We start from the raw sequence: 15,802 nt of genomic DNA, 5'->3' as shown, positions 1-15,802 counted from the left end.
GGGTCTTCCGGAAAAGATTGGCGGACGCTGCAGTGCAGCAATGAGCGCCCGGCCACGGTCTGGGGTTGCAGTTTGGCTCAATCCTTGCGGGTCAGTGCGGCCAGCTCCTGCGCCGTCAGCCAGCGCCACTCGCCTTCGGCCAGGGCCGGATCGAGCCGCAGGCCGCCAATGGCGCTGCGATGCAGCGCGCTGACATGGTTGCCGGCCGCCGCCACCATGCGCTTGACCTGATGGTACTTGCCTTGCACCAGGGTCAGCCGCAGGCTGCGTTCGCCGGTGATCTCGCACGCTTCCGCAGCGATCGGCGCCGGTTCGTCGAGCAGTTGCACGCCACTGCACAGCGCTTCGGCCTGCTCCGGCGTGACCGGCTCGGCAGTCGTCACTTCATAGATCTTGGGCACCTTGCGCTTGGGCGAGGTCTGGGCGTGGATGAACTGGCCATCATCGGTCAGCAGCAGCAGCCCGGTGGTGTCGTGGTCCAGCCGCCCCACGGCCTGCACCTCGCGCTGGCGCAGCGGCACCGGCAGCAGGTTGTAGACGCTGGGATGATGGCGCGGGCGCTGCGAGCATTCGTAGCCGGTGGGCTTGTTCAGCATCAGGTAGGCCTTGGTGCAGGCCAGCCATTCCTCGCCGTCGACGGTGAGCCGCAGGCCGTCGACTTCAAACTGCGCGCGCGGGTCTTCGCACAGTTCGCCGTTGACCTCGACCAGCCCGGCGGCGATCAGGTCGCCGCAGTACCGGCGCGTGCCAAAGCCCTGGGATTGGAGGATGCGGTCGAGAGTCATGGAATGGATGGTGGTAGGGATGGATGGTGACGCGGCTGCTGGGTGGCAGGCCGGATTGCTGCCGCAGTTTGCCTGCGGTCGGTGCGCCCCACTCCCGCTTGCGGGAGAGAGGGAGCACACAATCGGTTAGTTTACGCGCAGCCTGAAATCCTCAGGCCGCCAGCATCGCGCTCTCGCGATAGTGCCGCTGCGCGTCGTCGAAGCGCTCGGTTTCCTCAAAAAGCCGCGCCAGCGCCAGGTGCGTGCGCACGCGCAGGCGGCGCTGCTGGTCGGGCTCTGCATATTTCAGCGCGCGCTCGAAGCTGGACTGGGCCTTGCCCCATAGCTTCTCGCCCAGGCATAGCACGCCCAGCGTGTAATAGAGGTCGGCATCCGCGGGATGCGCGGCCAGCCATTTCTCGGCCTGCTGGATCTGCGGCAGCGCGTGGCCTGGCACGGCGCAATCGGCATAGCGCAGCACCAGGCGGCTGTCCCAGTTGACCTTGAGCGCGTCTTCGATGATGCGGCGGGCTTCGTTCTGCCGGCCCAGCGCCGCGAAGTAACGCGCCGCGGGTTCGGCGATGCGGGTGGCGCGGCGCTCGTCGGCGGACAATGAGCGCCAGAACTCGGTCAGCGCGTCGGCGTCGTGGCGGCGTTCCTCCAGCATGGCTTCGACGGCCATCTGCTTGAGCCGCAGCGCCAGCACCGGATGCAGCGCGTTGCGCTTTTCCAGCGAGCGCGCCAGACGCAGCACCTCGGTCCAGTTCTTCAGGTGCTGGTGCGCGCGCAACGCGATGCGCTGCACGTGGATCTGGCGCGCGCCCTGCGACTGCAGCTGGGCGATGGTCTCCAGCGCGCCGTCGGCATCGCGGGCATCGACCAGCAACTCGGCCATCGACACCAGCCGCGCCTGCTCGCGCTCGGGGTCGGTGACCTGCGCCATCCAGGCGTCGCGCCGCTCGGTTTCCTGCATCCGGTGCGCGGCGCGGGCGCCGATCAGCGCGGCGGTCTGGGCCTGGTCATCCCAGGACTGCGCCTCGCGCGCGGCGCGCTCGGCGCGGGCGAAGCGGCCGGCAAACAGGTTTTCGATCGACTCGCGCAGCGCCGCCTGTGCCTTGCTCATGCGGCTGCGCTCGCGGTAGGCGGCGGCGCGGCGCGGCATGTCGGCCAGATGGCGGACGGTGGACATCACCGTCCACACCACGAAGAACAGCAACAGCAGCAAGGCCAGCGCCAGGTTCAGCGACAGCTCGACGCGATACGGCGGATAGAACAGCACCACATTGCTGTGGTTGAACTGCGTGAACAGGGCCAGCCCGACGGCGCCGCCAAACAGGACCGCAACCCAGAACAGAAGGCGCATGGGCTTACTCCTTCTTCAGGGCATGCAGCGCGCCCAGGCTTTCGGACATGGTGGGCAGCTGCACCGTGACCGCGCCGGCCTGCGCCTGCCGCAGCAGCGTCAGCACCCCCTGCACCCGGCGCGACTTGGTATCGAAATAGCGGCTGATCATCGCTTGCGCGGCGGCCAGGTCGTTGCGGAACACGGGTTCGTTGCGCGACAGCAATGCCAGGCGCGCGTTGAGCAGGCGCAGCTTGACGTTCTCGCGCAGGAACCAGCCCTGGTCGCCAGACAGCAGCAGCGCCTCGGCGTCGTCGACCTTGCGGATGCGGACCACCTGCGCCAGTTCTTCGCGCAGGTAATCCCACAGGCGCGTGAACCAGCCCGGGCCCGCGCCGTTGGCGGCGGCGGCCGGCGCGCTGGCACCGTTGGCCGCGGCACCCTTGCGGGCGTCGGCCTCGCTGCGCTCCAGCATGCGTTCGCTGGACAGCAGCGGCAGTGAGTCGACCTGGTTGATGGCCTCGTCCAGTTTAATTGCAGCACCGGTCAGGTCGGTGTCGGGCACCGCCTTCATGCGCGCGACGTCGCGCGCGATCGCGCGGCGCAGCAGGTTGTATTGCGGCTTGTCGGCGCGCGCCAGGCGCGCGTCGGCGCTTTGCAGCGCGGCCAGCGCCACCTGCACGTTGCCGGTCAGCTGCAGTTGCTGGCCGGCACTGGTCAGCAACTGCTGGATCTCGGCGATTTCCCAGTCGTCGCGGTTGCGCATCAGGTCCTGGTAGACCTGTTCCAGCGCCACCTGCTTGTCGCGGGTCTCTCCGACCTGGTTCTCCAGTGCGCCGACCTTGGCCTGCAGTTCCTTGACCGTGTCCTGCGCGTTGCGGGTCAGCACGCGCGACTCCTGCACCAGCGCATCGTTGCTTTGCTGGCGGCGCGCCAGCTCGCCGGTCAGGTGGTCAACGCGCTGCTGCAGCCACCAGAAGCCGCCAGCCGTCGCCACCACCAGCACGACGACGAGCGCCCACAACGCAGCGGACCGCCGTGAGGCTGCACTGGGAGCAGCGGGGGTAGCCGGGCCCGGCGCGGACGCTGCTTGCGCCGATGCTGCGGAGGCCGCCGTGGGCGGCGGCGTAGCGGAGGAGGACGTGGTTTCTTGCGTCACGCGTTCGACCTTCGTTGACGTTGCGGGAACTGCTGCGTCCGGCACGGGGGCCGGCGGCGCTTCGGCTGTGGCGCTGGGCGGGCCGGCTTCGATTGACGCGCTGGCCATGCTTGCCGGCGCGGGACCGGCATGGGCATCGGCCCACTGCAGGCACGCCGCCAGCAGGCCGGCATCGCCCGGGGCGGCGCGCAGGATATGGGGGAAGCCCAGCGCCAGCGCCTGTTCGGCGATTCTCGCATGCGGCGCGATGCACTGCACCTGCCGCAGGGCAGCGTCTTCCTCAGGCGACAGATGCTGGCGTGCCAGCGCGTCAAGGTTGCGCACCGCTTCAGAACTGGTTAGGAGCCACGCATGCGGCGCCGCGCCGGGACGCAGGTTGTCGCGCACGGCCTGCCACTGCATGGCGCTGGGTTCGGGCAGCGTGCGCTGGTAGGCCTCGACGGCCTCGACCTGGGCGCCGGCCTCGCGCAGGCGGTCGCCCAGCCAGTCGCGCCCGCCGTTGCCGCGGATGATCAGGACCGGCTTGCCCGCCAGCGCGGCGGGATCGAGCTGGGCCCACAGGGCCTCGGAGTCGAAGCGCAGCGCTTCGGCCTCCGGTGCGGCGTCATCGGGGCCCTGCCCGTTTGCGGCAGCGCCCGCGGGCGCGATCACCCGGCACGCGGGCGGCGCGATGCCGCGCTCGGCCAGGGCCGCGACGCTGGCCGGCCCGACCACCGCCACCGGCACCTGCGCCGGCCATTGGGCCACGGCCACGCCCTGCACGCCGGCCAGTGCGTCGAGCGCGTAGGCAATGGCATTGGGACTGACAAAGACCACCAGCGCAAAGGTGTTCAGCCGCGCCAGCGCCGCGCGCAGCGGCGCGTCGTCAACGGCCGGGCCGATGCCCAGCAAGGGAAAGCTGAGTACGTCCAGGCCCGCGGCCTGCAGCGCCTCGGTCAGTTGCCGGGACTGCCCGGCGGGTCGTGTGACAACGACGGTCGGGCTGGGCATGGGGCAGCCTCAGGCAGGAGCTTGGGAGCCGGCGGGATCGCCAGAATCGGCCAGTGCCGCGAGGATGGCTTCGGCACCCTGCGCCAGCAGGTCGCGCGCGCAGGCCTGGCCAAGCGCTTCGGCAGCAGCCAGGTCAACTGCCGGCCCGGACGCGGCAGCGCGGATGGCGCGCGTGCCATCGGGCAAGGCGACAAAGGCGTCCAGCTTCAGCTGATCGCCTTCCCAGCGCGCATGGGCGGCCAGCGGCACCTGACACGAGCCGCCCAGCATGCGCGACACGGCGCGCTCGGCGCTCACGGCCAGCGCCGTCGGCTGGTGGTTCAGGGGCGCCAGCCATTGCGCAAGTTCAGGCCGGTTGGCCAGGATCTCGATGCCGAGGGCGCCCTGGCCTGCGGCCGGCAGCGACACGTCGATGGGAATCAGCGCGCGGATGCGCTCGCCCAGGCCCAGGCGCTTGAGGCCGGCGGCGGCCAGGATGATGGCGCCGTATTCGCCGCGATCCAGCTTGCCCAGCCGCGTGTCCAGATTGCCGCGCAGCGGCTTGATCACCAGCTGCGGGTAGCGGCTGCGCAGCGCGGCCTCACGGCGCAGGCTGGAGGTGCCGACCACGGTGCCGGCCGGCATCTCGTCCAGCGAGGCGTAGGCGGAAGACACCAGCGCGTCGCGCGGATCCTCGCGTTCCATCACCGCGGTCAGGGCGAAGCCTTCGGGCAACTCCATCGGCACATCCTTGAGCGAATGCACCGCCAGGTCCGCCCGGCCTTCGTCCATCGCGAACTCCAGTTCTTTGACAAACAAACCCTTGCCGCCGACTTTGGACAGCGTACGGTCTAGAATCTGGTCTCCGCGCGTGGTCATGCCAAGAATGGACACGTCGCACGCGGGATAGTATTGTTGCAATGCAGCACGCACATGTTCTGCCTGCCACAGGGCCAGACGGCTCTCTCGGGAGGCAATGACGAGCTTTTGCGGAAGATTGCGAGACACGACAGCGGTAGAGGAAGACAGGGTGGCAGACGACATGCGTCAATGGTAGCACGCGACCCAATAGTCCCTCCGCACCAATAGATAAGCTAGAAGCAGAACGAGGAGATTGCATGACGCAGCATGCTGCGCGCCCCAACGGCCGGCGGACCGCCCCGGCTGCGAAAGACCAAAGCCCTGCCCTCGGCGCCGCCCAGGGTGACGCAAACGGCGCATCCGCCGCCGAACCGAAACGCCCCGCCAGCCGCAGCGGGACCAAACGTTCCCCCAAGCCCAAGCTTTCCATCGTGTCGAGCAACGGAACCACCATCGCCCCCACCGCCCGCCGCACCGCCGACAAGGACGTGCCGCTGCGCGAGGACATCCGCTTCCTGGGCCGCCTGCTGGGCGAATGCCTGCGTGAACAGGAAGGCGACGCCGCCTTCGAGGTGGTCGAGACCATCCGCCAGACCGCGGTGCGCTTCCGCCGCGAGAACGACCGCGCCGCCGGCGCCGAGCTGGACCGCCTGCTCAAGCGCCTGTCGCGCGACCAGACCAACCAGGTCGTGCGCGCGTTCAGCTATTTCTCGCACCTGGCCAATATCGCCGAGGACCAGCACCACAACCGCCGCCGCCGCGTGCACGCGCTGGCCGGCTCGCCGCCGCAGGCGGGCAGCCTGGCCCACGCGCTGGAGGCGATCGACGCCGCCGGCGTGACCGGCAAGCAGCTGCGCAAGTTCCTGGACGAGGCCCTGATCGTGCCGGTGCTGACCGCGCACCCGACCGAAGTCCAGCGCAAGAGTATTCTCGACGCCGAGCGCGAGATCGCCCGCCTGCTGGCCGAGCGCGACCTGCCGATGACCGCGCGCGAGCGCGACCACAACACCGCGCAGCTGCGCGCCAAGGTCACCACGCTGTGGCAGACCCGCATGCTGCGCGATTCGCGCCTGACGGTGGCCGACGAGATCGAAAACGCCCTGTCCTACTACCGCACCTGTTTCCTGCGCGGCATCCCGCAGTTGATGAGCGAGCTGGAAGAAGACATCGCCGCGGTGTTCCCGACCACGCGCAAGCGCAAGGGCACTCCGGGCGCGCAGCCGGCGCCGCTGGCGCCGTTCCTGCAGATGGGTTCCTGGATCGGCGGCGACCGCGACGGCAACCCCAACGTCACCGCCGAGACGCTGGAGCATGCCGCCAGCCAGCAGGGGCAGATGATCATCGACTGGTACCTGGATGAAGTCCATGCGCTGGGCGCGGAGCTGTCGATGTCGACGCTGATGGTCGACGCCAGCCCGGAACTGCTGGCGCTGGCCGAGCGCTCGCCCGACCACTCCGAGCATCGCGCCGACGAACCCTACCGCCGCGCGCTGATCGGCATCTACGCGCGCCTGGCCGCAACCAGCAAGGCGCTGACCGGCCACGCCGTGCCGCGCCGCCCGGTGGCGCCGGCCGAGCCCTATGACAGCGCCGAGGCCTTTGCCGCCGACGTGCAGGTGGTGGTCGACTCGCTGCGCGCCAACCATGGCCAGGCGCTGGCCAATGGCCGTATCGAAGCGCTGGCGCGCGCCATCGGCGTGTTCGGTTTCCACCTGGCATCGGTCGACATGCGCCAGGTCTCGGACGTGCACGAGGCGGTCATCGCCGAGCTGTTCGCCGCCGCCGGCATCGCCCCCGACTACGCCGCCCTGCCCGAGGCGCGCAAGCTGGAACTGCTGCTGGCCGAACTGCGCCAGCCGCGCCTGCTGACGCTGCCGTGGCACGAGTATTCCGAGCAGACCCGCAAGGAACTGGCGATCTTCGCCGCCGCGCGCGAGCTGCGCGCGCGCTATGGCAAGCGCATTGCGCGCAACTACATCATCTCGCACACCGAGACGCTGTCGGACCTGGTCGAAGTGATGCTGCTGCAGAAGGAATCCGGCATGCTGCAGGGCACGCTGGGCAGCAAGACCGACCCGGCGCGCATGGAGCTGATGGTGATCCCGCTGTTCGAGACCATCGAGGACTTGCGCAACGCCGCCGGCATCATGCAGTCGCTGCTGGACCTGCCGGGCTTCGACTCGGTGATCGCGCACCATGGCGTCGAGCAGGAAGTGATGCTTGGCTACTCGGACTCGAACAAGGACGGCGGCTTCCTGACTTCCACCTGGGAGCTGTACAAGGCCGAGCTGGAGCTGGTGCAGCTGTTCGAGCAGCGCCAGGTCAAGCTGCGCCTGTTCCACGGCCGCGGCGGCACCGTCGGCCGCGGCGGCGGCCCGACCTACCAGGCCATCCTGTCGCAGCCGCCGGGCACGGTGAACGGCCAGATCCGTCTGACCGAGCAGGGCGAGATCATCAACAGCAAGTTCGCCAACGCCGAGATCGGCCGGCGCAACCTGGAAACGGTGGTCGCCGCCACGCTGGAAGCCTCGCTGTTGCCGCAGCAGAACGCACCCAAGGACCTCGACATGTTCGAGGCCGTGATGCAGCAGCTGTCGGACCGAGCCTTCACCGCCTACCGCGACCTGGTCTACGAGACCCCGGGCTTCAAGGACTACTTCTTCGCCACCACGCCGATCACCGAGATCGCCGACCTGAACCTGGGTTCGCGCCCGGCCTCGCGCAAGCTGATGGACAAGAAGAACCGCCGCATCGAAGACCTGCGCGCAATCCCGTGGGGCTTCTCGTGGGGCCAGTGCCGGCTGCTGCTGCCGGGCTGGTACGGCTTCGGCAGCGCGGTCAAGTCGCTGCTGGACACCGCGCCGGACGACAAGGCGCGCAAGCTGGCCGTGACCACGCTGCGCCGCATGGTCAAGACCTGGCCGTTCTTCTCGACGCTGCTGTCCAACATGGACATGGTGCTGGCCAAGACCGACCTGGCCGTGGCCTCGCGCTATGCCCAGCTGTGCGATGACGCGGCCCTGCGCCGCACCGTGTTCAACCGCATCAGCAAGGAATGGCACCTGACCTGCGAGATGCTGACACTGGTCACCGGCCACCAGGAACGGCTGGCGGACAACCCGCTGCTGGCGCGCTCGATCAAGAACCGCTTTGCCTACCTCGACCCGCTCAACCACTTGCAGGTTGAGTTGCTGAAACGCTACCGCTCGGGCAAGGATGGCGACGACATCCGGGTGCGGCGCGGCATCCACCTGACCATCAACGGGGTCGCGGCGGGCCTGCGCAATACGGGCTGATTGGCGTCAGAGTGCTGCCGGTTTGCGCCCCTCTCCCGCGTGCGGGAGAGGGGCGCGTCCACATCGGGCGGCAGCTCTTTCAAATGGCGCCAGTCTGACCCCTCACCCCACAAACGCCCCCGGCACCGGATCCTCACCCAGCGCGTGCAGCAGCACCGCCCAGTGCATCGCCTCGTCCCCGAGGATGCTGCCGGCGGCGCGGGTCAGTTCGCGGTTGTGGAAGTTCGGCAGCACGCCCAGGTAGGCGGCGGTGGCGCCCTTCTCCAGCCCCGCGGCAAAGCGCAGCACATCGGCCTGGGTCTTCAGCTTGTCAGTCGGGAAGGTGTATTCCGACGCCTTCTTCGCCACCACCGGGGTGCCGCCCAGCTTTGACACCGTCCCGGCCAGCACCTGCGCGTGCGCCTTGTGGTGGTCCTGGAACTTGACCGCGGTGGCAAGCACCGGCTTTTGCAGCAGGCCGCTTTCCGCGCCCACCTGGTAGGCCGCGATCGCCTGGTATTCCAGTCCCAGCGCGGTGTTCAGGATATTGATGTCGTCCCTGGTGCTGCCCGACTGGGTCTGCGCCCAGGCCGGCATGGACTCGCCAAGGCTGATGACGGCGAGCGAGCCCAGCGCGAACAGCCCCGGCGCCTTGAGCAGCCCGCGGCGGCGCGCATCGGGCGCGGTCACAATGCGGTCAAGGGAATCGGTCGGATCTGTCGTGACCGCAGTGGTGCGCATGCGTTCCATGATGTTCTCCTGTGTGGGATCAACGGCGCCGCGGCCCGCAGCCCGGGGCCGCCATCGTGCGCCTGCCACCTGATACGCACGCCGGGGCCAATCGGATGCAAGGTCGTGCCTATAATCCGGCAACACCCTTTCGCGAGACGCCCCGGTGCCCCCCTCTCCGGTGTCCCCTTCCGCCGAAACCTACGCCGCGCCGCCCGGCGCCGAGCGGCTTGCGGCCCTGCTCCAGGCCGTGGCCATCGGCGAGCGGCAGGCGCTGCGCGGCCTCTATGACCTCACCGCGACGAAACTGTTTGGCCTTGCGCTGCGTATCACTGGCAGGCGCGATTGGGCGGAGGATGTCGTGCAGGAAAGCTTTGTCAGCATCTGGCACCACGCCGGCGACTACCGGCCGCACCTGGCCGCGCCGATGACCTGGATGACCGCGATCGTGCGCAACCGCGCGCTGGACTGCCTGCGCCGGGCAAGCGCGGCACGCGTCGGGCAGACGGTCGAGCTTGACGAAGACCTGGGCGAGTGGCTGGCCGACGACACCGCCGGGCCCGCGGAACTGGCCGATGCCAGCCAGCAGGCACGCGCGCTCAACCGCTGCCTGCAGCGCCTGGAGCAGCCGCAGCGCCAGGCCATCATGCTGGCCTACCTGCAGGACCTGAGCCACGCCGAGCTGGCCGCCCGCCTGCGCGCGCCGCTGGGGACGGTCAAGTCCTGGATCCGGCGCGGCCTGGAGCGGCTGCGCAGCTGCATGGAGGGCGCGGCATGAAGCTGGCCAGCCATCCCGACCTGCTCGACCGCATCGCCGCGCAGTACGCGCTGGGGGTGCTGCGCGGCGGCGCACGCCGACGCCTGGAACAACTCGCGCGCGAAGAGCCCGCGGTGCGCGCCGCGATCCACCGCTGGCAGGCGCGGCTGGCGGGCGTGGCCGAGTTGCAGGCGGCCGCCGAGCCGGTCGACAAGGTCTGGTGCGGGATCGAGGATCGCCTCGGCTGGAAAATGGCAGATCCGGCCAGTCAGCCGGACCGCCCGGCGCCTGACACCCGCCCCGCGGACGGCTGGTGGCAGCGCCTGTGGTCGGCCCCGGTGTTCTGGCGCGGCGCCGCGGCGGCAATGGCCATGGTGGCGGTGCTGGCCGTCGGCATCGGCATCCAGCTGGCCCGGCAGGATCAGGCGGCGCCGGCCGAGGTCCTCGCCGTGCTGAACGACGACCGTGCCCAGCCTGCGATGCTGGTGTCGTGGGACGCCGGCGCACGCAGCCTGATCGTGCGCCGCCTGGATCACCTGGCGCTGAGCGACCAGCAGGTACTGCAGTTGTGGGCACTGCCTGCGGGCGGCAAGCCGCAGTCGCTCGGCGTGATCGGGCGGGCACCCGAAGCCCGGCTGGCGCTGGCGCAACTGCCCGCGGCGGTGCCCGCGCTGGCGGTCAGCATCGAGCCGCCGGGCGGCTCGCCCAATGCCGACGGGCCAAGCGGCCCGGTGGTGTTCAAGGGGCCTGTGATCCACAGCCGGCTCTGATGATCGGCGCTGCCGGGCCGGCCAGCGCCACCCAGTGCCGCCAGCGGGCCGGCGGGCGATATAATCGCCGTTTCCCAATTTCTCGCGCCCGCCGCCGTCCGCACGCCGGCGCCTGCCCGCGCGAGCCACTGCAGCCGACGTCCATGTCCACCTCCCAACTTGCCAAGAAAGGCGAAGCCTGGTCCGCCCGCTTCTCCGAACCGATGTCCGACCTGGTGAAGCGCTACACCGCCTCGGTGTTCTTCGACAAGCGCCTGGCCCTGTTCGACATCCAGGGCTCGCTGGCCCACGCGGCCATGCTGGCAAAGCAGGGCATCATCGCCGAGGCCGACCGCGCCGAGATCGAGCGCGGCATGGCGCAGATCAAGGCCGAGATCGAGGCCGGCGGCTTCGAGTGGAAGCTGGACCTGGAAGACGTCCACCTGAACATCGAGGCGCGCCTGACCGCGCTGGTGGGCGATGCCGGCAAGCGCCTGCATACCGGCCGCTCGCGCAATGACCAGGTCGCCACCGACATCCGCCTGTGGCTGCGCAGCGAGATCGACAACATCATGGTGCTGCTGGGCGCGCTGCGCGCCGCGCTGCTGGACCTGGCCGAACAGAACGCCGACACCATCCTGCCCGGCTTCACCCACCTGCAGGTGGCGCAGCCGGTGACCTTCGGCCACCACCTGCTGGCCTACAACGAGATGTTCACGCGCGATGCCGAGCGCATGGCCGACTGCCGCAAGCGCGTCAACCGCCTGCCGCTGGGCGCGGCCGCGCTGGCCGGCACCAGCTACCCGATCGACCGCGAGTTCGTGGCGCAGCAGCTGGGCTTCGACGGCGTGTGCCGCAACTCGCTAGATGCCGTGTCGGACCGCGACTTCGCCATTGAATTCTGCGCCGCCGCCGCGCTGGTGATGACCCACGTGTCGCGCTTCTCGGAAGAGCTGGTGCTGTGGATGAGCCCGCGCGTGGGCTTTATCGACATCGCCGACCGTTTCTGCACCGGCAGCTCGATCATGCCGCAGAAGAAGAACCCCGACGTGCCCGAACTGGCGCGCGGCAAGACCGGCCGCGTCAACGGCCACCTGATCGGCCTGCTGACGCTGATGAAGGGCCAGCCGCTGGCGTACAACAAGGACAACCAGGAAGACAAGGAGCCGCTGTTCGATACGGTCGATACCGTCGTGGACACGCTGCGCATCTTTGCCGACATGGTGCCGGGCATCACCGTCAAGCCCGAAGCGATGCGCGCCGCCGCGCTGCAGGGCTACGCCACCGCCACCGACCTGGCCGACTACCTGGTCAAGAAGGGCCTGCCCTTCCGCGACGCCCACGAGGCCGTGGCCCACGCGGTGCGCGCCTGCGACAGCCGCCAGTGCGACCTGGCCGACCTGAGCGTGGCCGAGCTGCGCGAAGTCTCGGGCCTGGGCGACAAGGCCGCGCTGATCGGCGACGACGTGCACGCGGTGCTGACGCTGGAAGGCTCGGTCGCCGCGCGCGACCATATCGGCGGCACGGCGCCGGCGCAGGTGCGCGCCGCCATCGCCGAGGCACGCAAGACGCTGAACGGCTGACCCCCGCTTCAGGGGTAACCCGCCGGCCATGAACGGGAGCAACAAGCTCCCGTTCTGATTTTCTGTGTGCAAACGCACGTATTAGCTATGGTTTATGGCAAGTAGCGGTCATTCTCCGCCGGTAAACATTCGGCCTTGAAATATCCGAATCCCATCGAAAACCGCACCTAATTGGTGCGGAAATCGGTGCAAATGTGATGCACTGGGGATTCACCCTAAAGATACGGAGCGGCTGACACCGTAGACTAACGCGCCACCCCTGTATCCCCAAAATCCCTAGGACGATCACATGTCTTTCCTTATGAGGATCTCGCGGCTTATCGACGCCGTGACTGATTTCATCGGGCAGTGGGCGAAATGGCTGATCCTGCTGGCCGTACTGGTCTGCGCAGGCAACGCCATCATTCGCTACACCTTCAGCATCAGCTCCAATGCCTGGCTCGAACTGCAGTGGTATATGTTCGCCGGTGTGTTCCTGCTCGGTGCGCCCTACACGCTGCGCCGCGACGAGCATGTCCGCATCGACGTCATTGCCGGCCGCCTGTCCGAGCGCGCCCAGGCGTGGATCGACGTCTTTGGCATCATTTTCTTCCTGATGCCGATCACGCTGATCATTCTGTGGTTGTCGATCCCCTACTTCTGGCTGTCCTACGTCGGCCATGAAATGTCGGGCAATGCCGGCGGCCTGATCCGCTGGCCGGCCAAGTTCCTGATCGTGGCTGGCTTCTTCCTGCTGATCCTGCAAGGCCTGTCCGAACTGATCAAGCGCTTCGCCTACCTGAAGGGCCTGCTGCCGGCCTCCGCATTCCGCAAGCATTCGATCGACCCCGCAGCGGAAATCGCCGCGACGATAGCGGACGCCAATCGCCCCGGCCCGTCGGCAAAACAATAACAGGCGCCTACGATGACGCAATTCCTGATCCAAAACATGGCGCCGATCATGTTCGGCACGCTGGTCATATTCCTGCTGTCGGGTTTTCCGATCGCCTTCGCGCTGGCCGCCAACGGTCTGCTGTTCGCCTTCGTCGGCATCGAGCTGGGCTTGCTCCAGCCCGCGCTGCTGCAGGCACTGCCCAGCCGCTTGTTCGGCATCATCGAGAACGACACGCTGCTGGCGATCCCGTTCTTCACCTTCATGGGCCTGATCCTGGAACGCTCAGGCATGGCCGAGGACCTGCTCGACACCATCGGCCAGCTGTTCGGCCCGATCCGCGGCGGCCTGGCCTATGCCGTGATCTTCGTCGGCGCGCTGCTGGCAGCGACCACCGGCGTGGTGGCGGCCTCGGTGATCTCGATGGGGCTGATCTCGCTGCCGCTGATGCTGAAGTATAAGTACGACAAGCGGCTGGCGTCGGGTGTGATCGCCGCGTCGGGCACGCTGGCGCAGATCATTCCGCCGTCGCTGGTGCTGATCGTGCTGGCCGACCAGCTCGGCCGCTCGGTCGGCGACATGTACAAGGGCGCGTTCGTGCCGGGCCTGGTGCTGACCGGCCTGTACATGGGCTACGTGCTGCTGATCACGCTGATCAAGCCGGCCGCGGCGCCGGCGCTGCCGCTCGAGGCGCGCACCTTCCGCGAACCCAGCGGCAAGAGCGGCGCCACCTCGGTGCTGGTGCTGACCGCGCTGTCGATCGTGGTGGGCGTGGCGGTGGACAAGATGTACAAGCCCGAGGCACCGCTGGATGAGCGGCTGGTGATCTCGGTCGGCGCGGCCATCCTGTTCGCCTTCGTGCTGGCGGTGATCAACAAGGCGCTGAAGCTGAACCTGCTGTCGCGCATGGCCGAGAAGGTCACCTTCGTGCTGATCCCGCCGCTGGCGCTGATCTTCCTGGTGCTCGGCACGATCTTCGTCGGCGTGGCCACGCCGACCGAAGGCGGCGGCATGGGTGCGCTCGGCGCGCTGGTGCTGGCGCTGATGAAGCGCCGCCTTGACCTGGGGCTGACCCGGCAGGCGATGGAAGGGACGCTCAAGCTGTCGGCCTTCGTGATCTTCATCCTGATCGGCGCGCGCGTGTTCTCGCTGACGTTCTACGGCGTGGACGGCCATATCTGGGTGGAGCACCTGCTGACCGCGCTGCCCGGCGGCCAGGCCGGCTTCCTGATCGCGGTGAACGTGCTGTTCTTCCTGCTGGCGTTCTTCCTGGACTTCTTCGAGCTGGCCTTTATCCTGGTGCCGCTGGTCGGCCCGGTGGCGGACAAGCTCGGCATCGACCTGATCTGGTTCGGCGTGCTGCTGGCCGTGAACATGCAGACCTCGTTCATGCACCCGCCGTTCGGCTTCTCGCTGTTCTATCTGCGCTCAGTCGCGCCGCGCGAGGTGAAGACCTCGGATATCTACTGGGGCTCGGTGCCGTTCGTGGTCATCCAGCTGGTGATGGTGGCGCTGATCATCGTCTTCCCCGGCCTGGTCAGCACCGGCACGCAAAAGGCACAGGATCGCAGCATCACGCGCGACCTGAGCCTCGACCTGGGAGGCACCAGCCCCAAGCCGGCGCCGAGCCTGTCGGTACCGGCACCGGGGTCGCAGCCCGCCGCTGGCGGATCGCTGGAGCTGCCGACACAGCCGCCCGCGGAAAGCGAATCGGCCGCGCCGCAGTTTGAGTTCGAAAAGAAGCGCTGAACCAGCTCCCCGGGGACGCGCAAGCCTGGCAAGCCCCGCGGCAACGCGGGGCTTTTTCATTGGCGCGGGTCCACCCCGGCGCCGTCCGGCGGTGGTGGCGCGGTGGCGCTTTGGTGTCGCCGCAAGGCATGGCGCGCGATTGCGAATCGGCTCATCGACCGGCGCTCCGGCGGGGCCCAGACTGGCTCCTGTGTTCAGCAGACTGACCCCCAGGAGAGCCACCATGCCCACCACACCCTTGTACCGGCCGGACACGGCAACGATGCACAGCCTGCCGTCGATACGTGACCGCCGTATTGATAACAATGCTATCCTTGCTCCATCCGATGGTGAGGAGCTCAAGATGGCAACACTACTCGTTCGTGGCATCGATGAATCCCTGGTCCAGCGCCTGCGCGAGCGGGCCGTCGCCAACGGCCGCAGCGCCGAGGCCGAGCACCGCGCCATCCTGGCGCAGGCGCTGGGCGGCACGCGCCGGCGCAGCCTGGCCGAGGTGCTGGCCAGCATCCCGGACGTCGGGCAAGACGCCGACTTCGAGCGGATCCAGAATCCAGGCGAGGCGCCGCGTGTATTTGATTGATACCAACGTCATCAGCGAAACGCGCAAGCGCGAGCGCGCCAACCCCGGCGTGCGCGCGTTCTTCCGGCAGGCGGCGCGGGAAGGTGCCGCGCTCTACCTGTCGGCGCTGACCGTGGGCGAGCTCCAGCGTGGCGTAGCGCTGATCCGCCATCGCGGCGATACGGCGCAGGCCGAGCTGCTGGAGCAATGGCTGGCGACCGTGCTGGAGGATTTTGGCCGGCTGGTGTTGCCGGTCGATGCCGACGTCGCCCAGGTCTGGGGCCAGCTGCGCGCGCCGCGGCCTGAGCACGCGCTGGACAAGTTCATTGCCGCCACCGCGCTGATCCATGACCTGACCATTGTCACGCGCAATGTTGAGGATTTCCGCGGCACGGGCGCGATGCTGCTGAATCCGTTCACCTAGCCCCACCTCAA

Annotated in this window: 13 protein-coding genes; 8 read left to right on the top strand and 5 right to left on the bottom strand. The window is 68.6% G+C overall.

The genetic code is table 11. The features are described 5' to 3' along the window. Positions 1 to 77: 77 nt before the first annotated feature. The 4 genes from I6H87_RS11260 to hemC all read right to left on the bottom strand — a co-directional run bounded on the left by I6H87_RS11260 (position 78) and on the right by hemC (position 5,278). Positions 78 to 785, bottom strand: a complete 708-nt coding sequence (locus tag I6H87_RS11260; RefSeq protein ID WP_010813829.1) for a pseudouridine synthase — start codon at positions 783 to 785, stop codon at positions 78 to 80. Positions 786 to 936: 151 nt separating this feature from the next. After that, the gene (locus tag I6H87_RS11255; protein ID WP_010813830.1) at positions 937 to 2,127 is read right to left on the bottom strand and encodes a heme biosynthesis protein HemY; all 1,191 of its coding nucleotides are present in this window, start codon (positions 2,125 to 2,127) and stop codon (positions 937 to 939) included. Between the two features lie 4 nt (positions 2,128 to 2,131). Then, on the bottom strand, positions 2,132 to 4,255 hold the full coding sequence (gene hemDX / locus I6H87_RS11250) for a fused uroporphyrinogen-III synthase HemD/membrane protein HemX (protein ID WP_011615911.1): 2,124 nt from the start codon (positions 4,253 to 4,255) through the stop codon (positions 2,132 to 2,134). A gap of 9 nt (positions 4,256 to 4,264) precedes the next feature. Further along, positions 4,265 to 5,278 carry a hydroxymethylbilane synthase gene (gene hemC / locus I6H87_RS11245; protein WP_011615912.1) on the bottom strand — a complete coding sequence of 338 codons (1,014 nt, stop codon included), beginning with the start codon at positions 5,276 to 5,278 and terminating at the stop codon, positions 4,265 to 4,267. Between the two features lie 74 nt (positions 5,279 to 5,352). Here hemC and ppc point away from each other — a divergent pair, with 74 nt between their 5' ends. After that, positions 5,353 to 8,391: a phosphoenolpyruvate carboxylase gene (ppc, locus tag I6H87_RS11240; protein WP_010813833.1), complete on the top strand. Its 3,039-nt coding sequence runs from the start codon at positions 5,353 to 5,355 to the stop codon at positions 8,389 to 8,391. Positions 8,392 to 8,493: 102 nt separating this feature from the next. Here the strand turns inward: ppc and I6H87_RS11235 are convergent, their stop codons facing one another. Beyond that, the gene (locus I6H87_RS11235) at positions 8,494 to 9,120 is read right to left on the bottom strand and encodes a ferritin-like domain-containing protein (protein WP_010813834.1); all 627 of its coding nucleotides are present in this window, start codon (positions 9,118 to 9,120) and stop codon (positions 8,494 to 8,496) included. 160 nt (positions 9,121 to 9,280) lie between these two features. Here I6H87_RS11235 and I6H87_RS11230 point away from each other — a divergent pair, with 160 nt between their 5' ends. The 7 genes from I6H87_RS11230 (at position 9,281) to I6H87_RS11200 (ending at position 15,791) form a co-directional block, all read left to right on the top strand. Further along, positions 9,281 to 9,877 carry a sigma-70 family RNA polymerase sigma factor gene (locus tag I6H87_RS11230; RefSeq protein ID WP_010813835.1) on the top strand — a complete coding sequence of 199 codons (597 nt, stop codon included), beginning with the start codon at positions 9,281 to 9,283 and terminating at the stop codon, positions 9,875 to 9,877. Beyond that, on the top strand, positions 9,874 to 10,626 hold the full coding sequence (locus tag I6H87_RS11225) for an anti-sigma factor (protein WP_010813836.1): 753 nt from the start codon (positions 9,874 to 9,876) through the stop codon (positions 10,624 to 10,626). The genes I6H87_RS11230 and I6H87_RS11225 overlap by 4 nt, the downstream gene beginning before the upstream one ends. 143 nt (positions 10,627 to 10,769) lie before the next feature. Next, the gene (gene argH / locus I6H87_RS11220; protein ID WP_010813837.1) at positions 10,770 to 12,188 is read left to right on the top strand and encodes an argininosuccinate lyase; all 1,419 of its coding nucleotides are present in this window, start codon (positions 10,770 to 10,772) and stop codon (positions 12,186 to 12,188) included. A 289-nt stretch (positions 12,189 to 12,477) separates the two neighbouring features. Beyond that, entirely contained in the window at positions 12,478 to 13,080 is a 603-nt protein-coding gene (locus tag I6H87_RS11215) for a TRAP transporter small permease subunit (protein ID WP_011615914.1), read from the top strand. A gap of 12 nt (positions 13,081 to 13,092) precedes the next feature. Next, positions 13,093 to 14,808, top strand: coding sequence for a TRAP transporter large permease (locus I6H87_RS11210; protein WP_010813839.1), 1,716 nt, complete (start codon positions 13,093 to 13,095; stop codon positions 14,806 to 14,808). Positions 14,809 to 15,151: 343 nt separating this feature from the next. Next, complete coding sequence (locus I6H87_RS11205; RefSeq protein ID WP_010813840.1) at positions 15,152 to 15,388, top strand: FitA-like ribbon-helix-helix domain-containing protein; 237 nt, start codon at positions 15,152 to 15,154, stop codon at positions 15,386 to 15,388. After that, a complete protein-coding gene (locus I6H87_RS11200) occupies positions 15,375 to 15,791 on the top strand; it encodes a type II toxin-antitoxin system VapC family toxin (RefSeq protein WP_011615916.1) in 417 nt (138 codons plus the stop codon). The genes I6H87_RS11205 and I6H87_RS11200 overlap by 14 nt, the downstream gene beginning before the upstream one ends. Positions 15,792 to 15,802: the final 11 nt, after the last annotated feature.

Origin of the sequence: Cupriavidus necator (assembly GCF_016127575.1) — a bacterium.
Lineage (GTDB): Bacteria > Pseudomonadota > Gammaproteobacteria > Burkholderiales > Burkholderiaceae > Cupriavidus > Cupriavidus necator_D.
This window is presented reverse-complemented; position numbering and strand designations above follow the sequence as displayed.